The organism is Paenibacillus sp. FSL R5-0887, from assembly GCF_038002305.1.
GTDB lineage: Bacteria > Bacillota > Bacilli > Paenibacillales > Paenibacillaceae > Paenibacillus_AQ > Paenibacillus_AQ odorifer.
In genome coordinates this window covers 2,165,333-2,191,331 of the sequence record NZ_JBBOCE010000002.1, presented here as the reverse complement: position 1 = coordinate 2,191,331, position 25,999 = coordinate 2,165,333, and the positions used below count along the sequence as shown (strand labels likewise).

Annotated in this window: 21 protein-coding genes and 1 riboswitch; of the genes, 12 read left to right on the top strand and 9 right to left on the bottom strand. The window is 40.5% G+C overall.

From position 1 onward, the window contains the following. Positions 1-33 precede the first annotated feature (33 nt). From MKY14_RS27540 to MKY14_RS27525, 4 genes are all read right to left on the bottom strand, one after another. On the bottom strand, positions 34-954 hold the full coding sequence (locus MKY14_RS27540; protein WP_036682339.1) for an ABC transporter permease: 921 nt from the start codon (positions 952-954) through the stop codon (positions 34-36). A gap of 196 nt (positions 955-1,150) precedes the next feature. After that, positions 1,151-2,731 carry a response regulator gene (locus tag MKY14_RS27535; RefSeq protein ID WP_305953987.1) on the bottom strand — a complete coding sequence of 527 codons (1,581 nt, stop codon included), beginning with the start codon at positions 2,729-2,731 and terminating at the stop codon, positions 1,151-1,153. Positions 2,732-2,736: 5 nt separating this feature from the next. Continuing rightward, entirely contained in the window at positions 2,737-4,473 is a 1,737-nt protein-coding gene (locus MKY14_RS27530) for a sensor histidine kinase (RefSeq protein ID WP_340977778.1), read from the bottom strand. 100 nt (positions 4,474-4,573) lie between these two features. Continuing rightward, positions 4,574-5,008 (bottom strand): Lrp/AsnC family transcriptional regulator, encoded by a 435-nt coding sequence (locus MKY14_RS27525; protein WP_076218859.1) that lies wholly within the window; start codon positions 5,006-5,008, stop codon positions 4,574-4,576. A 158-nt stretch (positions 5,009-5,166) separates the two neighbouring features. Between MKY14_RS27525 and MKY14_RS27520 the strand changes: the two genes are divergently transcribed. The 5 genes from MKY14_RS27520 to MKY14_RS27500 all read left to right on the top strand — a co-directional run bounded on the left by MKY14_RS27520 (position 5,167) and on the right by MKY14_RS27500 (position 9,477). After that, positions 5,167-5,631, top strand: a complete 465-nt coding sequence (locus tag MKY14_RS27520) for a VOC family protein (protein ID WP_036682343.1) — start codon at positions 5,167-5,169, stop codon at positions 5,629-5,631. A gap of 385 nt (positions 5,632-6,016) precedes the next feature. Continuing rightward, positions 6,017-6,604, top strand: a complete 588-nt coding sequence (locus tag MKY14_RS27515; protein ID WP_076191549.1) for a class I SAM-dependent methyltransferase — start codon at positions 6,017-6,019, stop codon at positions 6,602-6,604. A gap of 248 nt (positions 6,605-6,852) precedes the next feature. Beyond that, positions 6,853-7,395: a sigma-70 family RNA polymerase sigma factor gene (locus tag MKY14_RS27510; protein WP_232061486.1), complete on the top strand. Its 543-nt coding sequence runs from the start codon at positions 6,853-6,855 to the stop codon at positions 7,393-7,395. Continuing rightward, a complete protein-coding gene (locus MKY14_RS27505; RefSeq protein ID WP_076124235.1) occupies positions 7,388-8,548 on the top strand; it encodes a DUF4179 domain-containing protein in 1,161 nt (386 codons plus the stop codon). Before MKY14_RS27510 ends, MKY14_RS27505 begins: the two co-directional genes overlap by 8 nt. Positions 8,549-8,571: 23 nt before the next feature. Beyond that, entirely contained in the window at positions 8,572-9,477 is a 906-nt protein-coding gene (locus MKY14_RS27500; RefSeq protein ID WP_076278231.1) for a DUF5643 domain-containing protein, read from the top strand. Between the two features lie 106 nt (positions 9,478-9,583). Here MKY14_RS27500 and MKY14_RS27495 read toward each other — a convergent pair whose 3' ends face one another. After that, complete coding sequence (locus tag MKY14_RS27495; RefSeq protein WP_339245511.1) at positions 9,584-10,801, bottom strand: HAMP domain-containing sensor histidine kinase; 1,218 nt, start codon at positions 10,799-10,801, stop codon at positions 9,584-9,586. 182 nt (positions 10,802-10,983) lie between these two features. Between MKY14_RS27495 and MKY14_RS27490 the strand changes: the two genes are divergently transcribed. After that, positions 10,984-12,135 carry a metallophosphoesterase gene (locus MKY14_RS27490; RefSeq protein ID WP_340977777.1) on the top strand — a complete coding sequence of 384 codons (1,152 nt, stop codon included), beginning with the start codon at positions 10,984-10,986 and terminating at the stop codon, positions 12,133-12,135. Between the two features lie 165 nt (positions 12,136-12,300). On the opposite strand, the gene MKY14_RS27485 is transcribed toward MKY14_RS27490, so the two are convergent. Continuing rightward, a complete protein-coding gene (locus MKY14_RS27485) occupies positions 12,301-13,713 on the bottom strand; it encodes an amino acid permease (protein ID WP_076191542.1) in 1,413 nt (470 codons plus the stop codon). Between the two features lie 146 nt (positions 13,714-13,859). Continuing rightward, a riboswitch (glycine riboswitch) is annotated at positions 13,860-13,942 on the bottom strand. A 351-nt stretch (positions 13,943-14,293) separates the two neighbouring features. Between MKY14_RS27485 and MKY14_RS27480 the strand changes: the two genes are divergently transcribed. The 4 genes from MKY14_RS27480 (at position 14,294) to MKY14_RS27465 (ending at position 20,167) form a co-directional block, all read left to right on the top strand. Then, entirely contained in the window at positions 14,294-15,232 is a 939-nt protein-coding gene (locus MKY14_RS27480; RefSeq protein ID WP_139331004.1) for an ABC transporter permease subunit, read from the top strand. A gap of 12 nt (positions 15,233-15,244) precedes the next feature. Further along, on the top strand, positions 15,245-16,129 hold the full coding sequence (locus MKY14_RS27475) for a carbohydrate ABC transporter permease (protein ID WP_076278228.1): 885 nt from the start codon (positions 15,245-15,247) through the stop codon (positions 16,127-16,129). A gap of 72 nt (positions 16,130-16,201) precedes the next feature. Beyond that, entirely contained in the window at positions 16,202-17,737 is a 1,536-nt protein-coding gene (locus tag MKY14_RS27470) for a DUF3502 domain-containing protein (protein WP_340977776.1), read from the top strand. Between the two features lie 78 nt (positions 17,738-17,815). After that, positions 17,816-20,167: an AraC family transcriptional regulator gene (locus MKY14_RS27465; RefSeq protein ID WP_340977774.1), complete on the top strand. Its 2,352-nt coding sequence runs from the start codon at positions 17,816-17,818 to the stop codon at positions 20,165-20,167. Between the two features lie 86 nt (positions 20,168-20,253). On the opposite strand, the gene MKY14_RS27460 is transcribed toward MKY14_RS27465, so the two are convergent. The 3 genes from MKY14_RS27460 to MKY14_RS27450 all read right to left on the bottom strand — a co-directional run bounded on the left by MKY14_RS27460 (position 20,254) and on the right by MKY14_RS27450 (position 23,489). Further along, positions 20,254-22,152 (bottom strand): AraC family transcriptional regulator, encoded by a 1,899-nt coding sequence (locus MKY14_RS27460; protein WP_340977772.1) that lies wholly within the window; start codon positions 22,150-22,152, stop codon positions 20,254-20,256. Positions 22,153-22,158: 6 nt separating this feature from the next. Further along, a complete protein-coding gene (locus MKY14_RS27455) occupies positions 22,159-22,866 on the bottom strand; it encodes a DNA alkylation repair protein (protein WP_038573880.1) in 708 nt (235 codons plus the stop codon). A 68-nt stretch (positions 22,867-22,934) separates the two neighbouring features. Further along, positions 22,935-23,489 carry a TetR/AcrR family transcriptional regulator gene (locus MKY14_RS27450; protein WP_076124245.1) on the bottom strand — a complete coding sequence of 185 codons (555 nt, stop codon included), beginning with the start codon at positions 23,487-23,489 and terminating at the stop codon, positions 22,935-22,937. A gap of 166 nt (positions 23,490-23,655) precedes the next feature. Between MKY14_RS27450 and MKY14_RS27445 the strand changes: the two genes are divergently transcribed. Further along, entirely contained in the window at positions 23,656-25,131 is a 1,476-nt protein-coding gene (locus MKY14_RS27445; RefSeq protein ID WP_076276312.1) for a DHA2 family efflux MFS transporter permease subunit, read from the top strand. A gap of 267 nt (positions 25,132-25,398) precedes the next feature. Further along, a complete protein-coding gene (locus tag MKY14_RS27440) occupies positions 25,399-25,974 on the top strand; it encodes a C39 family peptidase (RefSeq protein WP_340977770.1) in 576 nt (191 codons plus the stop codon). The last annotated feature ends 25 nt before the right edge of the window (positions 25,975-25,999 follow it).

Here is a 25,999-nt window from a genome sequence, read left to right as displayed (position 1 = left end):
CCTCCATTATGAAAGACTTAACTCCTGATACGATTAGAACAGAGCGCGGTCTTTGTCGTATTTACGGACAGCATAGTTCACTGACATGATCGTCGCGAAGCCAAGAACGGACTGGAAAACACCAGCTGCAGCTGACATGCCGATATCATTCGAAGTAATCAGTGACCTAAATACGAAAGTGTCGATAACGTCTGTCGAGGAGAACAACAAGCCGTTGTTGCCGATCATGTTATAGAACATCCCGAAATCACCACGGAAAATGTTCCCGACTGCCAGCAGCACCAGAATAATAATCGTTGGATACAAATTCGGAATGGTTACTTTCATAATTCGCTGAAAAATATTAGCCCCATCGATTTCGGCTGCTTCATACATTTCTGTATCTATCCCCGTAATCGCGGCCAAGTACATCACCGTTCCGTATCCGAGACTTTTCCAGGCAGAAACTATAACCAGAATATACGGCCAATAGGAAGGTGTATTATAAATATCGACAGGCTGGAGTCCGATACCTCTGAGCAAAGCATTCACGGTGCCAATATCATAATTGAGCAGGTTATAAGCAATCGCTCCGACAACGACCCATGAGATAAAGTAAGGCAGGAACAACGCCGATTGTGTGATTTTGCGGAACCATTTACCACCGACCTCAAACAACATAATCGCTGCAAAAATTTGCAAACTGTTATTGACGACGATAAACGCAATGTTATATAGTGCTGTATTTCGTGTTACCCGCCAAGCATCACCTGATTCAAAGAAAAAGCGGAAGTTGTCGAGCCCGTTCCAGGCACTTCCAAAAATACCGCCCGCATAATCGTAATGCTTGAAGGCAATAATAATGCCCGCCATCGGGACATAGGCAAACAGAAGGAAAAAAGCAACCGCCGGAGCAAGCATCAGCAAGAGAACCCTATAATTCTTTAAATCGCTCCAAAATGTATGCCCTTTCATCTTTGCACCCCTCTCTTCTCTATATCTCTTATTATAAAAGGGCGAAGGCGCCTAGATAATTCAGCGAAACAACTAAACATAATACTAATTCAACGATTCGACAAAAAAAGGTTAGCCGGCAGACCAAAAACACCCGGCAGCGATTCTCCAATAACCGAAAAATCATCGCCGGGTTTTCATTTTCACCGCTTTTTTGTTAGATTTTATTTTTCTTCCGGTACTCTCCGGGCGACATGCCCATGCATTGCTTGAACTGTCTGTTGAAATAAATAATATTTTTATATCCGGCTTGTTCCGCAATCTCATACACTTTCTTAGTCGGATCTTCGAGCAGCTCACATACCCGTTTCATCCGTAATTCACTTAAAAAATCGCTGAATAAACTGTTGGTTTCAACCTTGAATAAATGACCGAGATAGTTAGGCGTAAAATCGAAATGGGCGGCCACTTCGTTCAGCGTTATTTTTTGATCTAATCTTTCTTTCACATATTCCGTGATTTCATCAATTAACTTCCGCTTTTGTCTTTGCCGTTTCAAATAAAGCAGCTCCGACAACTCAAAAAATCTTCTTCTCAGCCAAGAGAGAATATCATGCACCGTTTCAAACTGAAACAGCACAAAGGGATGATGTGAATCCCAATTCAAAATCTCGTATAGATGCTCGTTCATTTGCTGCAGATCGGCATGAAGCTTGGAGGTAATTCGAATAATGATATCGTAGATGTCATTTTTCTGGGAGAGCGGACTGTCCCCGGCAAACAGCTGCAGCAAACAATCATCAATGGTGGTAAGGTCGTAATCAAGCATCGCTTTAAGCATCCGGTCCACAATAACCTCTAAATCTGAGGCGATTTTTTCCTTCGGGCTCCATTCCGAGGCATCTTGGATGATTCTATTTTTCCCAACAATCCATTTAATACTTAAAGCAGCCTGAGCCTGCCGATAGGAATCATGCAGCTTACCCAGTTCTGTTGTGTACATCCCTCTTCCAATCGTAATTGAACAGGAAAACTCCTGATAGAATGACCGAATGAGCTCTTCCATCAAAGTGGTAAAATATTGTTCCTGAACCGCAGCAAGGATCACAAAATGATAGTCATAGGTTGTGATGACCATGCCTAAATTTTGATCTTGCGCGAACTTCCGGATAAACTGATTAGCTGTGCTGCTCCATAAACTCCGCTCTTCTTCCGTCCAAGTTTGGATTTTCCGTGCCATATCGTCGATCTCGACGATGGCAACCGCCGACGCGCCTTGTAAGTAAGACGTAAGAACGTTGTGAATATGCGTCTCTACCTGCCCCGGGGCAGTCTCATTAAACCAGCGCAGCAGCAGCTCCTGATTCACAAGCGTCAGTGTTTCCGATAAGGAAATATGCTGCTTCCTCTCCTTCTCAATCTTGGCGCAGAGTTCAGTCAGCGTCTTATTTAACTCGTCATCATCGACGGGTTTAAGCAAATAACCGGAGGCATTTAATTGAATGGCCTCTTTGGCATAGTTGAAATCCTGATGTCCGCTAATAAAAAGCAGATGGACCTCAGGGTTAATCTCCTTCGCTTTCCGGGCAAATTCCACGCCCGACATAATCGGCATGCGGATATCGGAGAGAATGATGTCAATGCGGTGCTGCTCCATCATTTTTAAAGCGGAAAAACCGCTAGTTGCCGTTCTCACGCTATGCAAAGGCAAATGATCACTGCCCGCCACCCGCCGTCTAAGCCATTCCAAATCGATCACTTCATCATCCACCAGCAGAACGTTGATCTCCATCGCCATACTATTTACTCCCCCATAACTTCCCGGATTTCCGCATTATCCACCGGTAAGATAATTTGAACGGTCGTTCCTGCCCCAAAGTAACTGCCGATATGAATGCCGAAATCATGGCCGTATCTCAGCTTGATTCGTTCCTCCACGTTTCTCAGTCCATAGCTGCTCGAATGGAATGAGCTCGAACGCATATTTCGCAGTGTATCCGCCCGCATACCAATTCCGTTATCGATGACCTTGAGCTCAATGCGTTCACCCAGCCGTTTTCCGGTAATCCGGATCGCAATCGTCTCCCCAAACCAAGCATGCTTGAATATATTTTCTACAAATGGCTGCAAAATCAGCTTGATGATGGGAACCTGTAAAATATCAGGATCAATATCATAATAAACCTCAAACGCATCGGCATACTTTACCCTCTGAATTTCAAGGTACATCCTTACCTGCTCCAGCTCTTTTTCAAGAGAGATATAGACATGTCCTTCATTCAAGGTGAGGCGATAGAATTTAGAAAGACCTTGTACCATCTGTGTAACCTTCTCAACTTCGCCCAAATTGGCTAAGCTGCCAATGGTCGACAATGTATTGTATAAAAAATGCGGACTGATCTGAGCTTGAAGCACATCCAGTTCTGCTTGCTTTTTCTGAATCCCTTGCTCATAGACGTTCTGGATCAGGTCCTGGATACTAGTCGCCATCTGATTAAAACTATTAGCAATGTAGACAAATTCATCATTCCCGGCAAACCCAATTCTTTTATAAAAATTCCCTTCCTGAAACGACCGGACCAAATATACGATCCGTTTAATTTTTTTGCCTGATATGCGGGCAACGAGGAAGCCGATCACCGCCATGACTAAAAAGCTGATCAAACAAACCGTGGTGATCACCTTCTGCATTCGGCTAGCATCTTTATTCAAGTAGGCATGCGGCACCCGTACCTCGATAGCATAGTCAGACAACGGAATATCTTCACTAATGATCAGATAAGCATCTTGCTTCGCATGTTCATCGACAATACCTTGTTCATAAAGCGTTAATCCACTAACCCGATCCACTAGACGAAGGTCTATACCCTGTTCAATCGGAAAGGTATCGAAATTGCCAAAAAGCTCGTCAATTCTCGCCGTGACGCGAATATAACCAATAATCGATGGGCCTCCCTTAGAAGAAACCAGCTTGCGGAAATACGAAATATTGCTTAGTTTACTGTCGCTGTCCGCCTGAAGCCACAAGCTGTCTTTGTTATTGGCAACAATCGACTTGAACCATTCCTTATCTTCAATAACCTGATCAGAAAGAATATAATAATCGCTTCTACCGATAGGTACAGACATATCATCACCGGGGATTTCAAGCATCGTCTCATTTGCGGTATAGAGCACAAGTCTCAGATTGTTCCCATACAATTGCAGAGGAGCTTTCATATAAGGAACGATATCATCCCTCATTTTGAGCATGTTTTCCAATGCATCTCCCCTAAACTGCAGAGCATTCTGAAAATTCGTATTGAGAAACAGCGAGTTAGTCATTCGTTTGATTTCATCTGTCTGATATTCGATATTGTTCCTCGTCTGCTTCAAAGCTGTCCGGACATTCGTTTCCGCCATTTCCGTTCTGGACTCTACGAGCATCGTATAAGCTATATAACCCACCAATACATCTGTCAGCAATACTAGAATGAGGTACGGTATCATCATCTTATAGGTGAACGGAATATACTTTTTACTGAATAAAAACCTCTCCATACCCATGCTCCCTTGTATCCGAGTTAATGCTAACGTTGTTTTCATCCATTCTACAATGGAATGAAAGCGGTTACCAGATATTGTGTTTGGAAAATGGGCTTTAGAGCAACACCCTGTTTTCCAATATATTTTTCAGACTGATATGAGATTTTGAAGGTCCAAACTTTATAAGGTTGTCTTGGAATTCAGCTAACTCCTCAATCGACGCGGTTTGCACCTTTATGAGGTAATTATATTCTCCACTAATCCGATATAAATCGGTAACTTCCTTAGCATTTTTGCAAAAATCCGTAATCTCTTGGCAATGTTCTGTTTTTAATAGAATAAACGTAGTTGTGCCCCGATCCAGATCTCGTAAATTAAAAGCTGTATGATACCCAGAAATGATATTCCTTTCCTCCAGCTTGATCATTCGTTCTTTAACAGAGGGTTGTGACATCGAAACCTCTTTACTGATTTGTGAAATGGACATTCGGGCATTGTACTGAAGTAATTGCATAATCTTTTTATCAATCTCATCCACAAGTTGTTCCATAGCAAGCGCCTCCTAAACTCATTTTATAAAATAAACTTATTCCACTAAAATACCTTAAATTTAATAACCATATTACTACAAAACACTTATCTTATATATATATCTCATATTTTAATACAACTATAATAAGTATATATTAAAGTTGGGAGCGATTATAAATGAGTGTAAAAGGCCTTGCACATGTAGCGATTCAAGCTAAAGACTATAAAGCAACTATTTCTTTCTATATTGACGTTTTAGGATTCAAGCTAGGTCATCATTGGAGTCTGCCATCTTTTCAGATCAAAGAAGCCTCCATGCTGATTTCGCCTGACCGCAGAACCTGTATTGAGATTTTTGATAATGATGCAGTCATCGCCGCTCAAGGAAAAAAAGCCTTGTCTGATGAAGATATAGCACACGGAGCGTTATTACACCTTGCCTTCTATGTAGATAATGTAGAGGAGATGTATCAAAAAGCCCTTGCACATGGGGCCAAGGCTTTTATAGCACCGGACTCTCTGTCTCTGGGCGAACCGCCTCTTCTAATAAAAAACGCGATCATTCATAGTCCCAATGGAGAAGTTATCGAATTTCTTGAAGAGGTTGATTTTGATATGTCCAGCAAAGTTCATGTAGAATAAACGCTAGGGAGGGTTATGAATTATAAAACATACCATTCTCAGTAAAAGGTCGCTTTTCCTCTTAATTTTTTTGATATTTCTTATAGGAACCTACTTTTTATTCTTTGGACTTCCGTGGAAGTCTCTGGCTTTAAAAAAGCAATTTGAAGTCTATTTAGAAGATAAATATCAAATCGATTTCCAGCTGGGTAAGATGGACTTTGATTTTATACATCGCACTTATCTTTCTTATGCCCATCCAGCAAATGATCCCACTCTGATTTTTTATGTAGGTCAAGATATTGAAAGCAAGGAAATTCAGGATCTTTATCCATATGAAGTTAATAAACGAAATGCTGGGAGAAAGTAAGAGAATTGAATCCTGCTTCTAGCAGATGAAGAAGGAATGATAGTATTGATCGTGATTCAAGTCATCGCTTGGCTCATCGCCTTCGCAGCCTTGTTATCCATGGTGTCGATTGTGCTGGTGAGCTGGAGGAACGGGATATCGCCGATGCCTACGTCAAAATCTGTACGCTCGGCTGTTGCCGTTGAGGTGAATCGGATTCCGGGATATAGCAGCATTGTGGAGGCGGGATCGGGTTGGGGAACACTTGGCATGGATGTTATTCGCCAATGTCCAGGCAAAAGGCTGACAGGCATTGAAAATTCCAGTATTCCCTTGTGGACATCCCAGCTGCTTGCTAGGTTCGGCACACGTATGCTGCGAGCAGACGAAGGCCAGAATCTGCTCCACGGAAGGCTTCGTTATGTACGTGGGGATATCTATAGCAGCTCTTACGAGCATGCGGATATAGTTCTTTGTTACTTATTTCCCGGAGCGATGAAACGGCTGGGGGACAAGTTCAAGCGTGAGCTACTGCCGGGCGCAGTGGTCATTAGCATTTGTTTTGCCCTTCCAGGCATGCAGCCTGTCCGTACCATAACATGCACGGACACACTGCGTACCAAGGTATATGTATACACTTTTTAATTCAGGATTACCCCACTACTTCTCTTCTGATAAGGTGGTAATTCCTGAATTTATTTCAGTTTATCCACTTGAAGTCCCCCCCTTTCTATTAACCTCTCCATCTTTGCCAAAAACAATGAATTGCATGGATTTTATACTACTACCGAGGTAAGTGATTTGTGTAGGAGAATGAATTTTATCCTAAATATAACTTTTTGGATGTCTTCTCCATCTAATTATACAGAGGGCCCTCAAGGAGGAAAAATCATTTGCTGGAAAACGAACTGGATATCAAAAAAGCGCAGAAAGGCGACCACGAGGCGTTTACCCGTCTTTTCAGGCAACTGGAATCCCAGTTGTACAGATTAGCCAAAACCATTCTGCTAAAAGATGAAGATTGCGCGGATGCTCTTCAGGAAACAACACTGAAGGTGTATAAAGGGTTGGCCAACCTTAAACAGCCTAAGTTTTTTAAAACCTGGGTTATACGCATCCTGATTAATGAATGCAATCAGTTACTTCGTATGCGAGAACGAACTATAGCTGTGGCGGAAATTCCCGAGGAACCGGTCGTTTCCTATGTGCATTTTGAAGATTCAGGCAACGTAGACCTGCAAAGCTTCATTAATCAGTTGGACGAATCCCTGCGGCTTGCTATCGTGCTTTTTTATTATGACGATTTATCCATTAAGCAGATTGCAGATGTGCTCGACATCTCCGAGGGAGCGGTCAGGGCACGACTTCATCGCGCACGGAGATTGTTGTCCAAACAGATACATCCTGTGCGGGAGGAGGGTCTTGCTAATGAATAATAACAATTTAGAAAAGCAGATCAGGGAGCTAGGGAAAGCTAATATACAGGAGCTTCCTCCTTTACTACGATCACGGCAGGATTCGATTTATGCATCGCTGGCCACCATTGTCCAGGATCCTGTGGAAAAGGAAAAGAAAAAGCGGATATATCCAAAAATCACAGCTGCTGTGACTGCGGCGATATTGTTAAGTGTTATGCTAACGGCTATCTATCCGCCTACGTTGGCCAATGCGCTCAAGCAGCTTCCCTTGATAGGCGGTATTTTTGAACGGGCAGATGATATAGGGTTACAAGCGGCCCAGCGTCTGGGACTGACTTCCCGTCTAAACAGCAGTGATACCCATGAAGGGATCACCTTGTCTGCCGAAGAGGCTGTATTTGATGGCAGCCGGTTGGCATTCTCGGTGAAGCGTGAGGGAGAAAAACTGGAAGGTAAGCTAGCCGGAGTAACGATTGGAGCGGATGGGAAGCCTTTTTTAGCGAAAGGTGCAATAACCTCTGCAGAAGTATTGATCGACGGCGCTTCCCTGGAGCAATTTTCTGATGGTCTCTGGAAAGCTATGCCGTTTCTAAGCTGGATAGAAGGTGCGGAAAGCAACACAGCTATTTTTAGACTAGTGGATTCCTCGAATTCCGGAATCTCCAACAAACCTTTTCCTGATCGATTTGTATTGACCGTAACTCTTGGCTTAAACGGTATGGATGAACCGTTTGTTCTCCAAATTCCTGCGCGGAAGGCTACGATTAATAAAATTTCCACACCTGACATACGCGCACAAGTTGGAGGATGGAGTTTGATCCTGAAAAAGCTGGAATATAGTCCATTAACGACACGCCTGTCGCTCATGCTGGAACAGGATACAGACGAAGATCATACAGCATTGAGTTTAGTGGGCTTTGAAGTAAAGGATCAACAAGGACAGGTGCTGAAAGATATTTCACAGAAAGTCCTCTCGACTTCCAATAGGTCACTTAATGTCGATTTGCTTACTGAGCCATTTGAGAAACACCCTAATATGCTCACAATCCGTGGCTATCTTTATGAGTTTGAGAACCCACAAAGTAAGAATGGAGCATTTAAAACAGACAGTTCTGGAAACCCAGTGAAGCATTATATTGACGGTCTAGAGATAAACGTGCTAGTTAAATAAAAATTAAGGAGCTTGATAATATCATGAAAAAAATGACTAAGAAGATGTCTGTAATTTTAAGTGCTGCTGTATGCCTAGGAGCGTTGGGAATGCCAGCTTTAACCCAAGCATCCAGTGCCCAACCCGCTGTTGAAGCTTCCCTGAATACAACAAAAGTGGCCGATTCACACGATCAGCTTACTTTAAAGGGCAATGCGCAGTTTGATGGTAACTATATTAAGATCGACCTGAGCCGTGAGGGATCGCTATTTTCAGGAATGCTCGCAGGAGTAACTTTAAATGATAAAGGTGAGCCCTATCTTGCAGAAGGTACTATTGTGGGAATAGACGCTAAGCTCACTCAACCAGGAGGCATTGATTTAAAAACACCACGCTGGATCAGTGACGGTGATGCCAACAAGGCGGTTGTTGTATTGCAGACCGGATGGTTAACTGAGCAACAAAAGGCAAACCTGGCTTCCTCTGAATTGAGTATCCATGTGAAGCTTAACGGAATCGATGAACCGTATGTACTTAAATTTTCTCTCAAGCAAGCAGGATTAGTGCATAACATTCAGCTGCCTGCTATAAAGAAAGACAACCAATTTGAAATCAAAACCACCCGTGTTGCTGCGGGAGAGACTTCTGTGCGTATCGCTTTAGCGGTTAAAGGGGTTGCCACCCAAGCACAGGCTTTAGGATATGACATTTATGATAATCTGGGAAATGAATTAGAATTTATTGCAAGGGATTCTGTTGCAGCAACTCAAAATACGGTTTCTGAAGATTTATTGTTCGAAGCACCTAGCTCAGCGGCAGAATATCTGATTATCAGACCGTATCAAGCCGTATTTGAAAAAGGCAACACCGGGGCTTATAAAGTAGATGCCAAAGGCAATGTAGTTAAAAATTACAACAAGCAATTGGAGATCAAAATCCCTCTAAAATAATCGTTAGCGCAGCAAACATAAACATATTTATCTAGGAAAAGGGGATTACCTCTCCGGCCGAAGGCTTGAGGTAATCCCCTTCTTTCAACGGAAAGAATGTTCCGTTTTACTGGTCATTTATAGCTAAAAAGCGGATAGTAGCTGTTGTCCCCTTACCTACAGAACTACTATAATAAATTTCGCCGCCGTACTTTTCTACGATATTAAAGCAAATCATTAATCCTAGACCTGTTCCATTACTTTTTAATGAATAAAAAGGAGTCCCTAGCGACTTAACCTCAGCTTCCGACATCCCGCTTCCTTCATCGATGATTGTTATCTCAATAAAATTATTGTTCCTATTCGCCATAATAGAGACAGATTTACCAACATCCGAAGCCTCTAAAGCATTTTTTATTATATTAATAAGCAGCTGCTTAAATTCAATTTTATTAATAGAGATCTTGCAGTCTTCTTCTACATAGGTAACAATTTGATTATCAGATAACATTGCGTAGGAATGGAGCAATCCTGTGACACTCTCAATAACATCCTTCACATCTACTTTTTCTAGTTTTTGTTCTCCATTTGGCTTTGAAAGGGTTAGAAATTGCGAGATAATCTGTTCTACTGTGTTCAATTCATCAATCATTAATTTAAATTTTCTTTTCATAGGATCATCAAATGAAGGATCCTCATCAAAAAACTGTAAAAAACCTCTAACCACTGTCACTGGATTTCTAATTTCATGCGCAACGGCAGCTGTCAATTGTCCAACCATCTTTAAGCGCTCAGATTGCTGTAATTGTTCATAATAAAGCTGCTGTTTTTTCATCCGTTTAAATGATATTTGAAAAATGAAAAATAATAACACTTGAACCGCTATTATATTAATGAAATTCCCTAGAATATCATAATGTAAATATGTATATAGATCCCCTCTATCAATCAAGAGGATATAGCCAAATGTAATTACCATCAGTATTCCATTTATAATGAAGGAAAAATAGAACAATTTTAAATCAAAAAATAGAATAGAGAGTGCAGGAATAAGACAAATGAGGATATAGGTAGTCCAAGTTTGAGGATATAAAAAGAATAGCGTATAAAAATACGCAAATCCAAATAGAATGATAATCTTTCTAAAAGTATGTGTCTCATGCTTAGGGTAAATCCATAAACAAACCGTTAGAAACGTCACACATAAAAAATGAATGATATAACCAAAATCAATTCCATCTAACTCTAGAGTAGATAGTATTAATCCAGACATCATAAGAACGATGATCATTAACATTAATATGTAATAGGTTTTTCGATTCACCCGACTGTAGAACTCTCTCATGAATTCACCACTTTTAAATTGATTGTCGAAATAAGAATTATATCAGCTGAAATAGTAATAAACAATAACTGAAAAAACCAGTAAACTCAATACCCCATTTAATTTCTGAAACTAGTAATTATTGCTATAATCATTGTATTCACTTTAGTTCTGATATCTAAAGCATTAGGATGGTGTTCCCTATGGTATTTGCATTTTTATTTATATTCGCTATGTACGCGGCAACTAACTATTACATTGCGAGAAAGATTTTTAAATGGTTACAACATATATTTTCACATATAAACGGGATCATATATGGAGTCATCTACAGCTTATGTGCGTTATCAATCATTATTAATTTACTATTGTCTTCTTCAGCTATGACGACCGATTCAAATATTGTTAATTTTATTGGTCAATTCGGGGACTATTGGATGGGTATCTACTTCTATTTGTTCTTGCTTTTGATCCTTTCAGATGTAATCTTACTAATTAGTAAATGGATCAAGGTCCTCCCTTCTCCTATACCAGCACGTGTTATTTTTCATACAAGGTCCATAGTATTAATTCTAGTCATAGGATTGGTGTCCTATGGGATTTATAATGCAAATCATTTAAAAGAAGTCACCTATCCGCTCCAAATACATAAAAACACTTCATTAGATCAGTTAAATATCGTCCTGATCAGCGACTTACATTTAGGCTACGTAAATGATGTAAAGTTTATTGAAGACGTTGTTGATCGTATTAATGGACTACAGCCGGATATAGTGTTGATGACAGGAGATATATTTAATGGTAACTACTATGCGCTCTCTAACCCTTCCAAAGGAATAGAGTTATTAAGTACTATTCAGTCAACCTATGGAGTTTATGCTTGTTTAGGTAACCATGATGCAGGACGCTCATACGATGAGATCGTGAACTTTATAGATAAGAGTAATATCAAACTTCTAAATGATGAGCATGTCGTTATTGATAATCAATTCGTTGTTGTTGGCAGAAGGGATTCATCACCGATTGGTAATCAAGGGAACCCTCGAGCAATTACTTCAGAAGTGATGAGTGACATTGATACAAATATGCCCGTTATCGTAATGGATCATCAACCAACCAATAGGATTGAATACGCAGATGACGTTGATTTGATACTTAGCGGACATACGCATCAAGGACAAGTATTCCCTGCAAATCTGATCACCAATGCTATGTTTACAGTAGATTATGGCCACTATCAGAAGAATTCTAACAGCCCTCACGTCATCGTTACATCTGGTGCAGGGACTTGGGGACCGCCATTACGAATTGGCACGAATAGTGAGATAGCACAAATCAAAGTTGATTTTAAATAGAGGATAATTTTAGACTGATTAAAAAACATGGAAGAATATCCCGATAGCATACATAAGTTCGAAAAAGAGCATCGACCACATTAATGAGAAAATCCACCACCGTATGCGGTGGTGGATTTCTATGTCTGCCTATCCAACTGTAATATCAGCAAGCACCCTCATCGACTAATCATGCCGGATCTCCGTGTTAGTCCGAATACCTTCGAGACGTGCTCTTGGATCAGGCGTTATTCTTTCCCTCTTTCTTCTATTTATCGAATACAAAACGAATAATAATATAAACCATAAAGGCGTCAACAATAAGGCCGGACGAGTTTCATCAGCAAATAGCATAATTATGAGTATGATTGCAAACAAAGCTAGAACAACATAATTCACAAAGGGTGTAAACGGTGCTTTGAATTTTGATTTGGCCTGCAATTCCGGCTTCGTCTTTTTATATCGCAAATGGCAAATTAGAACGACGCCCCAAACCCAGATGAAACAAATGGCACTAATTGTTGTCACGATGCCAAAAGCCGTCTCCGGAATCAGCTTACTCAACAAAGCGCCTACAGATAAGACAAGCGTGGATATGAATAAAGCATTACTTGGTACATGATTTTTATTAAGCTTTGCAAAGTTGGCTGGAGCCTGGTCATTTCTGCTTAGATTGTATAGAATCCGGCTTGTTGAGAACATCCCGCTATTACAAGCGGACGCAGCTGAAGTTAATACAACGAAGTTAATAACCCCCGCGGCAATCGGAATCCCCACTAAACTAAATGTTTTAACAAAAGGACTTTCTGCCGGGTTTAGTTCTGTCCACGCGTTGATGCATAATAAGGCAATAATAGCACCCACGTAGAAAAATAGAATTCGTAAAGGTATTTTATTAATCGCCGATGGGATAGTTTTTTCTGGATTGGAGGTCTCTGCTGCCGATACGCCAACCAATTCCACACCCACAAAAGCAAACACAACCATTTGAAATGAAAGTAGGAACCCTGAAATGCCGTTTGGAAATACTCCCCCATGTGCCCAAATATTACTGAGCGCAACGGTTCCGGTAGTTGTTTTGAATCCAATCACCAGTAAGACTACCCCGATAGCAATCAATGCGAGAATAGTGATTACCTTAATTAAAGCAAACCAAAATTCCAATTCGCCAAAGCTTTTTACCGTTAATAAATTGAGTCCTAATAAAATAATTAAACAAATGACTGCGGGTATCCATTGCGGGATATCAAACCAATATTGTACATAGACCCCAACAGCTATAATATCGGCCATAGCCGTCATGATCCAACAAAACCAATAGGTCCATCCAGTTACAAACGCCGCCCGCGGTCCAAGATAGTCTTCGGCAATGTCTGTAAAAGATTGATAACCTGCTTTAGACAACAGAAGTTCTCCTAATGCCCTCATCACAAAAAAAATAGCGATACCCACGATTAAATAAGCAAAAATGATGGATGGTCCTGCCAGCTGTATAGCTTTACCTGATCCTAAAAATAATCCGGTACCGATGGTTCCACCAATCGCAATGAGCTGAACATGCCGATTCTCTAAATCTCTCTTTAATTCTTGTGCTGCCATTTCAAACTCCCCCTTATGTGAAAAAATGTACAAGTAAAAATGATAACAAAAAAGAGATTGGATACGCTCCAATCTCTTAGGTCTAAGAATAATAAATAAAATACATCCTTTATTCTGACGATGATCAGAATAACAAATGAATTATCTAGTACTCTTCTGTCCTTTTGCCTGAGATTGTGAACCCTTCGGCGCCGGGGGAATCCCCCACAGTCTCTCCAGAAGCTGCTCCTGCTATAGTGTGATCCATAGCAATCATAGCTTGCGAATTATTTAATTGTTATGCCGCTAACTTCATTTTTAATATTTTTCAATACTAATCATTGTCAAATATTTTGTCAATAACATTAATTACCGCTGGATTTAAACACATAATACGGATTTTTAATAAAAATGCGAGAAATTAATAGCCTAAACGAGGGTAAAATGCTCGTTTTTAAAAGCTTCTCCTCTAATTGCGATTTACTTTAAGACCCAAAAGATTACTATTTGGAGTACGTATTTCATTTAGCTTTTGAAAGCGTTTTATTAGAGGAGTACAGGCAGCTTGTTATGCATGGCAACTAAGTGAGGGGGAATTTATTTGAGACAAAAAACAAGCAATAGGTTTATGAGCGCACTCAAAAAAGACGGGCTTCTTTATATGATGGCACTGCCCGGCATATTAGCGCTGTTGGCCTTTTCCTACTTGCCAATGGCAGGGTCGATTTTAGTGTTTAAGGAATATCGCTTTGACGGAGGTATTTTTAACAGCCCATGGGCAGATCCCATCTTTAAAAACTTTCAATTTTTCTTTAACAATTTTGATACTGCAATGCGGGCGACATTTAATACGATAATGTTCAATATTTTATTTTTTGTATTTGGCACCATCTTCGCGGTAGCGATTGCTATTATGCTCAATGAAATTTCTAGTCGCCGATTCGTCAAAGTTAATCAAAGCATTATGTTTTTTCCGTTTTTTATGTCTTGGATGGTTATTGGCTCCATTCTAAATGCAATTTTGAATAATGAAACAGGCTTTCTAAATCAGATTATTAAAAGCATCACCGGTTCAACTTATGATTTTTATGCTACGCCGTGGATTTGGATTCCGATTCTGGTCATTGTGGTGATTTGGCAAAGTACAGGTTATAACTCCATTATTTATTTTGGTGTGTTGACTGGCTTTGATTCCTCCATGTATGAAGCCGCCGAGGTAGATGGCGCCAGTAAACTTCAGCAAATTTTTAAAATTACAATTCCTATGCTTAAACCGACCATCATTATTTTGTTTCTATTATCGGTCGGCAATATGCTGCGCGGTAACCTAAATATGATTATCGGCTTGACGAATATGAACCCGATTTTGTTACCCTTCACGGATCTGATCGATGTATTTGTTTATCGCAGCGGCGTAAGAAATGGTGAGATGGCGTTTGCGTCGGCGATTTCGTTATATCAATCTGTTTTTGGCTTCTTCCTTGTTATTATCGCTAACAAGATTACAAGCTGGTACGACAAAGATTCCACATTATTTTAAGGGGGTGTCTATTTGAAACGATCAAATGCTGATAAGTTAACTAATATAGCCTTTTATGTCTGCTCAGCAATATTTGCACTATTCTGCTTGTTCCCGATTGTTTTAGCGATTTCCGGTTCACTGTCTGATGAAATGGCGATCACTATGCAAGGTTTTTCGATTATTCCACGTCATTTCTCATTGGATACTTACCGTTATGTATTTTCCAATCTTGATTTTATGATCTTAAAAGCCTACAAGATAACATTGTTTACGACAATATTTGGCACACTACTATCGGTGTCGATAACAGCATGCTTTGCCTACGTCATTTCCGTAAAAGATTTTAAGCACCGTAATAAACTGGCGTTCTTCGCTTACTTTACTCTGCTGTTTAACAGCGGTATGTTGCCGTGGTATTTAGTGACCACACAATTTTTCGGCCTGAAGGATTCGTTGGCAGCATTGATTTTGCCTTATTCAATAAATGTATTCAATATGTATCTGCTACGTAATTTCTTCAAGTCCATCCCACATGAATTGCTGGAAAGTGCACAAATTGACGGCGCTGGTCATGGGCGGATTTTTATGCAAATGATGCTGCCGTTAGCCAAACCGGGGCTTGTTACGATCTCATTATTTTATGCACTGCAATATTGGAATGACTTCTATTTACCATTAATGCTCAATAATAATCCCGAGCTATATACGATGCAATACATCTTGTACAAAATGATGGCCAATATTCAATACCTTGCAGCCAATCCAAGTGGCACCATGGCAGGCCATGTTATTCTGCCCTCGCAAACGATTAAGATGGCAATTACCTGTATTGCGATTGGTCCGATTATCTTGCTGTATCCCTTTGTACAAAAGTACTTTGTTAAGGGCGTTACTGTTGGCGCTGTAAAAGGATAATAAGAAAAAACAATAGTAGTTAGGCCTATTTGAATTTTAGTAGGCTAAATATAAATTTGGGAGAGTGTTCTTATGGGCAAATCGAGAAAAGGGTTCACCTTACTGCTTGCATCTTTACTGCTGGCGGGACTTTTAAGCGGATGCGGCGGCAAGTCGCAAGGGGACGAAGCTGGTAGCAACAATAGCAATAATGGCAGTGGCGATCAGCCGACCAAAGCAACGTTAGTGCTTTACGGGGAGCAGTCAAAACGTATGGCTGATTTTGCGAAAAATGAGTTTCATGACAAGGTTCTGCAAGCGATTAACGTCGATGTAAGTATTCAATATTTACCGTGGACCGAGTATGCAACTGGTAAAACCGAGCTAATGCTATCATCCGGCGAAAAATTCGCCACATATACCGATACTGCATTTATGGCAAAATCCGTTGCCAAGGGCTATTATGCTGATTTGACTGAAGCTGCTGAAAAATATGCTGGCGATTTAAAAAAGAATACGGGCGGCGATGAAGCGTTTGACATCTGGAAGGTCAACGGAAAGCAATATGCATTACCTTTCGGCAATAAACCAAATGCTGGAGAAAATTATGTGATTATTGCACGAGAGGATCTGCTGCAAGAAGTCGGTATGACCGATTTGAAAACCGTTGAGGATGTTGAGCAATTTTACAAATTGGCAAAGCAAAAATATCCTGATATGATTGGCTCAGGACGCGGCTGGAGCTTGAATATCTTCAATGGCTCGATTAATTCAAACATTAATATTTATCAGCCGTATAGCTTTATTATGACCGATGGCAACAAGCCGGAAGATCCGACTGTCTACAGCTTTTATGAATCGGACGAATACAAACAAATGGCGGATATCGCCCGCAGATGGAATAAAGAAGGTCTTATCCCAAGCTACGCCTTGTCAAATCCTGCACAAGCAGATTCATCGTTTTTTGCAGGCAAAGCATTATTCGGCATGGGTGCAAGCTATCGCGTATTTGAGTATATGGATGCCATACGCAAAGCTAACCCTAATGCGGTGTTCAAAAACTACTATTTAGGTGATCCTGCGAAAAAACCACTAATGTCACGCGGCACATATTCTACAGCGTTTGCAGTTGGGGCTAATGTAAAGGGTGCTGACCTCGAGGGTTACGTGAAGTTAATTAACTTACTGCAAAGCAGTCAAGAATGGACAGACTTTATTCTGTATGGCGTTGAAGGCAAAGATTATAACCTAACTGCTGATGGACAGATTGAGTTTATTAATCAAGATACATTGTTCGACACTTGGTTGCCTGATAACATTCATTTTACAAGATTTAGAGATTATATTACTGAAGAACAAATCAGTACGTATCAAAATTGGAACGAAGGCTCGATACTACAAAAAGATATTGGCTTCTCCTTCAACATGGAGCCCGTAAAAACGGAATACGCTCAAATGCAAGCCGTAGAACAAGAATATATACAACCCATATCACAAGGTTTTAAAGACTATGACTCCAATATTGACACTGCCTTGAAAAAGCTGCGTGATGCCGGTTTAGAAAAATTTATTGCTGAATATCAAAAACAATTTAGTGAGTTCATTTCCAGCAAAAAAGCAACTAATTAAGCTTATATGACTATCGGAATAGCCTGATTCATCAACTCACAATTAGGCTATTCCTTCATAATTTCATATAAGGAGGGAATGAAGCTATTGAAGCTGTTGAATCCAGGCAAACAATTTGTAAGTAAATATGCCAATAGATGGCGCAAAAGCTTTAAGTCCAAAGTCTATATGAACTTTTTATCCATTTCTATTATTACTGTAATTATTATCAATGTTGCGGCCTTCCAATATTTTAATGTTTATATGAAAAATCAAATTAATGACATGTTGCGAAATAAGCTGGAAAATATCAGTACCGTATACAACAGCAAACTAGATCAATACCGTCGCCTGACAGAGCTTATTAATAAAATGCCCAAATCTATTTCTTACATTTATGACTATGAAAACACCAGCGTATTGGACGCGATAGAGATAAGCAATAACTTACACCCGATTTTGAATGCGAACGAATCCGTCAACTCCATTTTCTTTTTTAATCAGGATGACATCATTTATGAACTGGATGACTACTATCTTAATCGAAATGAAAAACAAAATATTTTAAAGCAAGTACTGCAATCTAAGACGGATCGTTATCCTATTCCGATTACATTAGCAGATGGCAGCCAGCGACTCGTATTTTTTCAAACCTCGCGCACAGCCTTATACGGCACTAGTCAAAGTGGTATTATCATAGTCTCCAATACGGAAACATTACGTAAGAGCATTCTTTCCAGCTATGAAGATCAGTCTGACAGTATATTAATCGTAGATAATCAAACAAGCCAAATTATAACTGAACAAAACAATAATTATCCCATAGCACCAACTACACTAAATGAAATAGCGCATGCCACAGATGGCTATAACAGCTATTCATCGAAAAATAAGGGTAAAGATGAAGATATAGTAATTTCCTATGTAAATAATGGGCATGAAGGATACAGTATCGTTTCCGTCATGGACTATCAAAGCAGTATTGAACAATTACTTAAGGCTAGAAATGCGATTATTATCTTCTCCATCTTCATTATTTTCATTGCGCTATTATTAAGTTATGTGTTCACTAATAAAGTTTACAAACCAGTTAATCATATGCTGCTCAATATTTACACAGCCTTCAGAAACTCGGAGCAGGATGATGAAGAGGAGCAAGAACATGGAAATCATTATGATGAGATACAAACAGCATCACTGACAATCTCGAAAGCGCTTTCTAAAATGAGTGCCTTGGAATCACGGCACAGCAGCAATGAATTTATAGATTTTCTTCAAAAGCGTAACTATAGTCAACAAAATGCAGACCCGCAACTGCCGCGAGAACTGAAAAGCCTGCAAGAAAAGCTAGGAGATCAAGGACATTATCGCGTTATCAGTGTAGAAGTTACTGCACCTTCTGCTCTAGATCTCGATTATAATCTCTTACTTCTTTTGCAAAATGTCGGGCAACAAATATGGAGCCGGGAAATAGATTATAAAGCCTATCCGATAAGCAGCAATCAGTTCATTCTAATTGTCAGCGAAGGACGGTCGGGTATTTTACTAAACGATCTGCAAGTTATGGCGCAATACGCTGAACAAATGATTCATAAGCTTGCCGAGAACTATAAAGTTCATATCACTATAGGCATTTCACAAATAGCATATAACTTGCAGCAATTACCGGATTCCTATGAACAAGTCCAACATTTGATAAGAAATAAATTGTTTTGCTACAAGCAGTCGTACTTTATCTTTGACACCTTTACACCAAGTAGTCTATCCAAAGGGCAAGCGAATGAGTTGACACAGAAGATTTTGGAGCTAATTAAAAGCAACCAATTGCAAACAATCCCTCTTGAAAATATAGAAGCTTTACTTGAGCTTGTGAAGAATATTGAGTATGAAGCAGGTTTAAGTTATTTAGCCAATTTGCTTGCTGATGCTGCTATGCTAGCGCATAACTCCATAGTAGAAAATAAGGAATACCGTAGCATCTATCTGGATGTCTATGTGAAGCTGCAAAGCTGCAATAATATTGATGAGCTTAGTACCCTGCTAAAAACAATGCTCGACAGTGCTTGTTTAGAGTTAAAAACTTCCCGTTCATTAACGGTGCAAAACAACATTATGAAGGCGATCGAGTATATCCATGAGCATATTAACGATAATACGCTATCCATTGATGCCCTTGCTGAAAAATACAATATGAGCTCATCGTACTTTAGCAAACTGTTCAACAGCTATACGCAGAAGACCTTTCCAGATTATATAAATCAATTAAGACTGCAAAGAGCCGCAGCTCTACTGGTGGAAAAGAAAGATTTCAATATTAACGACATTGCCAGCGAAGTTGGCTTTAATAGTAGTTCTTATTTTGCTGCTGCCTTTAAGAAGAAATATGGGCTGTCACCGTCGCAATACAGGATCAATTATCTTGATGTTACTGCAGAATCAGCTGGAGAATGACACATAGAACATGGCGGCGAACCATCTCCAAAAAAACCTAAAAAGGCACCCGAAGGGGGCCTTTTAGGTTTGGAATACACGTTGTATTAGTGGCTTGTCAGCCAAGCCGCCAACTCTTCTGTCTGACTCAGAATAGCTATTGGGTCCCAGTAGCCGGAGCGATCGCTTGTCCAAAGAAATACGTGATCATTTTTGACTGCTGGCAGTGCGCCCCAGATCGGGTCGGCTTTAAGTTCATCCAGCTTTTTCGAGTCGGAGGTAAGAATAATATAGTCACCGGCATACTTTGGTAAGACCTCAGCAGAGAATGAAGCCCAGCCCGGATCGGCCATTTCGGCGGCGATATCCGCAGGAGGCTTAAATCCCAATCCATTATAGATTGATTGTCCACCTTTGCCGAAGTCTGTTCCGACGGCCATCAAGCTGTTTTCAGACCATTCAATAATGGAAAATGTGCTATCTGCAGGCACAACCTTCAATACGCTCTCCTTGGCATTGGCCATACGGCTGTCATAGTCTGCAAGCCAGGTTTTGGCCTTATCTTCTTCACTAAGCAGCTCACCGAAATAACCCACTTCCTCATGTACCGTTTTTAAGGAAGCGTATGGAATAACGACCGTAGGTGCGATTTTTGACATCTGCTCATTTAGCTCAGGATAGAAATCATCCATAATAATCAAATCGGGATTAAGCGACAGAATTTTCTCAACATTTCCATTTCCGTCCCCTATATTCTCAACGTCTTTCAAATACTCCTGAAAATATGGATTTTTAATATGATGTTCGGAGGTTCCGATAGGTGTAATGCCAAGCGCAATTAAGCTGCCGAGATATTCACCTGCAACAATTCTTTTGGGATGAAGGGGGATCTCCACCTCACCGTTAACCGTTTTAACGATTTTGGTCTTCGGCTGCTGTGAGGCAGCATTCTCCGTAGCACCGTTTGTACCACATGCGCTCAGTACCAAAATGAAACTTAACAGCAATACCGATGCCAGCGTAGGCCTTGAATGTTTAAACATGAATGAATCTCCCTCTTGATCAAAATGATACTGATAATCGTTATCAATATAATCAGTATAGTCAAATGATTCAAGGGCAACAATGGAGGATTCTATGCTTGTGGCAGGACTATCTTCTAGTTTGTTCTTTCTGGAATGCAATTCTCTATAGCTAATCGGGGAAACACCCTTATACTTTTTGAACAGCCTGCCCAAATAACTAGGATCTTGATAACCGACACCCACTGCAATTTCCTTCAGCGTAGCATCTGTTTCCAGCAGAAGTGCCACCGCTTTTTCGATGCGCACCTTAATTAAGTAATCAATCGGGCTAAGTCCAGTACGGATTTTGAAGTAGGAAGATAAATGGGTTACGCTATAGTTCAGGCTTTCCGATAATGATTCCAGCGTAATGTTATCCGTATAATGTTCATGGATAATGTCGGCAATCCGGGCGGCCAGATCACGCTTAGTCGTATTAACCCCTTGCACCGACATTTGATGAAATAGCTCATACACAAACTGATGGAGTAAAGTGCGAACATGCAACCGCGCAAGCGGCTGCGGCTTCTCCCACTCCTTAAACATCTCGCTCACTATGCGATACAGCGCTACCGAATTGTCAGGCGTCATGCTGTACGAATGATCAAAGGATTTAGCGCCCTCGTATAGCGTAGCAATCTCTAAGGGTAGTGAGGGATGCATACTCACTTTATAATAAATGCTATAGTAATCCAGCCCCTCGCTGCCTGCGTCAATGTTGAGCACAGTTCCTTTGCCTACATGAAGCACTGTAAAGCGCTGTAAACGGTGAACTTGGCTTCCCAGGTTAACTGTAGCATTACCGTGAATCGACATAAGAAACAGCCTTGAGGGGACGTAATAGGAAGGTATAGATTCGCCAGGTCTAAGGGTCATCCGACGAATATCAACTACTTTGCAATTCGCGTGATTCCATACAGCAATAAGGTCATTGATGTCCATGATTGACTAACACCTTACATGTTTTCGTTTGAAGCCGAGCTGCGATTTATCAACTGCCTTTTGAATATTAATTGAAGCATTCAAAATCTTGCTTTTTGCACTACCGGTATGGACTTCCACCGGGCCAACTTCCTTTGCAATCTCAACCGCTTTATCATGAAGCGGCAGATAGGATACGCCCACAGTGTAGATGAAATTGTTCATTGCGTATTTCGTTCGCTCAGGAGCATCATGAATCGTATTTTTAGCAAGCTCCAACATAGCGGCCAATTTTTCTGCGGAAAATTCACTGTCCGGGCGATTTCCGAGCAGCCAGCAGTAACAGTTCCAGCCCGCCGACATTTTCAGCTCTATCTCACTGGCAATCCATTTATCAGAAACCTCTTGCGCAATATCCGTCTCCGCCAACGTTACTGCCACCACAAAGTCCGATAGCATATAGAAATAAGCGCCAGCAATCCACCGCTCAAAATCCGACTCGGTCATTGCTTTAGGCTCCGCGATCACCCCGGCAAAATACATAGCGTCGTAATTTCCCGTAGCATAAAGCTGCTCGGCCAAGGGTTGATTATGTTTTATTTTTCTAAAGATAGGCTTCATCTGGCCTGTGGCCACACCAAAAAGCGGTTCGTGCGCGCCATTGGATAGATATATTTTCTTGGTGCGTTCCTTGCCGAGAGCTTCAAGCTCTTGCATGACCGTTTCTAAATCCATTGTTCGCACTTCCTTTTTAGATTATTGGCTAGGGACTCAAACTTTACTTGAATATATCATAAAAGCTCTTATAAATACCTTCTTTTATACATCAAGGTAATTTGCCCCGCTATGTATTCAGCGCTATATTGGTTGCCATCCTTAATCCACCACATAATAATCCCCAGTAGTGAGGCTGCAATAATATCAACGGAGACTACCTCCTTAGTAAGGTCAATGTTCCTCGCGTTTCTTCGTTTTTCGACAGTACTTTTTAACAGGTTGGTCAAGTGTTTTTTGAAGCCTTTATGCTCAATCAATACAGCAAAAACTTTCCGGTATTCAAAAAAATAATTTAAAAAGGTGACCAGCTGCTCCTGTTCGTTGTTGCTCTTCATTTGTAATAGCGGTTCAACCTTCATGGACAGGTCATCGAAGATTTCATGTACGATCTGGCGCAATAAATCGTTAATATCCTCATAATGCAAATAAAACGTTGCACGATTTAGTTCCGCGCGGTTGGCGATTTTTTGGACGGTCAATTGCGAAATCTCCACATTGTCGGCCAATAATGAAAAAACGGCGTTCTTAAGCATCTTTTTTGAGCGAATAGCTCGTGGGTCAACTCTTTTATGTTCAGTCATTTCATCCCTCTATTATCGTTTAAATGGCCTTTCATCAACTAATTTGCCTATTCTGTCGATTAGTCGACATTTTCAATAAAATTGCAAATAGGAATACTATTTAAATCCTGATATGATTTATTTTATTGACACTATGTCGAAAAAGCAATGAAGAGAGGACTGCAACATGCAAGAAGACATTAAGAAAATAAATAAAGGGATCTTACTAACCATCTTAATCTTTGGTTGTTTCTTATCCACACTCAATCAGACGCTTTTAAATGTCGCCTTAAGTAGTCTGATGGATGTATTTGATGTCACGGCAACAACCGTACAATGGATTTCAACAGGATTTATGCTGATCAACGGGATTTTGATTCCGATTACGGCCTATTTAATGAAACGTTTTACAACACGGCAATTATTTATAAGTGCCATGTCATTTTTATTAATCGGTTCTATAATTTGTGCAGCAGCGCCGAGCTTTAGTCTACTCTTAATCGGACGAATGATCCAAGCTGCCGGTGCTGGCATTATAATGCCGCTCATGATGAGTGTTGTGCTGGCGATCTTCCCCGTTGAAAAACGTGGCAGCGCTATGGGACTGCTTGGACTGGCGATGATATTCGCTCCTGCTATTGGGCCAACGCTCGCGGGTTTTGTTGTCGAATACCACTCTTGGCGCTGGTTATTTATCGGGCTTATTCCACTTGTCCTCATTGTTATAGCGTTGGCACTCAAGTATTTAGTGAATGTATCTGAGACGTCTAAGTCGAAGCTTGATGTCATAAGTGTTCTTTTATCAACCGTCGGATTTGGCTTAATTTTATACGGCTTCAGTAGTGCAGGCAGTAAAGGCTGGGATGATGTAATCGTGATCCTGACCTTAGGGATTGGGGTCGTGGTAACAGCCGTATTCTGTCTTCGACAAATCAAATCGGATGATCCGCTGCTAAACCTGTCGGTCTTCAAAAATAAGGTTTTTACGATGACATCTCTTATTAACGTATTAATCACGATGATGATGTACGCAGATATGATCTTATTGCCTATTTATCTGCAGAATGGCCGCGGGTTTACAGCATTTGATGCAGGACTACTATTGTTGCCGGGCGCACTCGTAAATGCGTTCATGTCACCCGTCACCGGTAAATTATACGACCGTTTCGGTGCGAAACCGCTGTTCATCATTGGTCTATTGTTTATTATTCCATCTATGTGGGCGGTAACAGATTTATCTGAATCAACTACGTATACGTATCTAATGATTCGTACTATTGGCCTGCGAATTGGATTAAGCTTCATTACTATGCCACTCAATACAGCCGGACTAAATGCGTTGCCCAAACAACTTGGCACTCATGGTACAGCTGTGAACAATACCGTTCGCCAAATTGCCGGGGCCATTGGTACTGCTGTCGTAATTACAATTTATACAGTGCAGGCAACAAGTCATGCAACTACAGTGATGCTGAACAATCCCTCCACTACTCCTGAGATTCTTAAATCCCTTACATCAATTCTTGGGGCAAGTGACGCCTACTACTTCATGATGATTTTATCCATTGCCGCATTTGTTATAACCTTATTTATGCCCACGAAAAACAAGCTCATGATTGAAAAGAAAGCAAACCTAGTTAGCAAGGAAGAACCTCAGTTGTAACTAGTAATTGCAGAGTAAATGAAGAAAAGCCATTCCTTAGCGGAGTGGCTTTTGTTATGAATGGCTTGCTTTGGATCATTGGAGCACGTATTCCTACGAGCATCAATATTTCCTTATCCATATCAGTATCCCCCTCTCCATATCAAATGTGTAGACTGTATTATAAAAACGAAAAAATATGTAAACTTTACACATAAGTTAATATACGGTATTTTAATAGTGTTATTAAAAGGAATATTAATCCATAATAAGGAGCTGATTCCATTCATGAAATTATCTTTAAAAAAGAGATTGATGCTTGTTGGAACCTTTGTTTCAGTCTTTCTTTTTTCTTTTGTTTCCCAAGCATATGCGACTAATTTAATTGGCTACCCTACAGCTACACAAGCTAAGAATAATTGGTGCTGGGCTGCGACTAGCGTTACCATACTTCAATATTACGGAATCTCTGTAAGCCAATGTTCTTTTTATAATCATGTGAAGGGAACCTCCGGCTGTACAACAGACGAGAGTGAATCTTATGGAACTGTTCAAGAAGGCATTCATGATTATGGTGTCTCCAGTTGGAATCATACAGGAGCACTATCTTACAGCGATGTAAAAAACCAGATTGATAATGTTGGCAGTCCTATATATGTAAGCTGGAAATGGAATAGTGCTACCGGTGGCGGGCACGCAGTAGTTATCTATGGGTACGACACATATAGTGGAAATGATTGGATTCAACACATGAACCCGAGTGGGGGCACAAAAACCTCCATGTTATACACCAACGTTAAAGGTGGCTCCAGCTACGATAGAACCTGGAGATGGGGACTTCATGGCTTCAACAAATATATTTAAGGAGGGCTTCCCATTAAGAAAACGC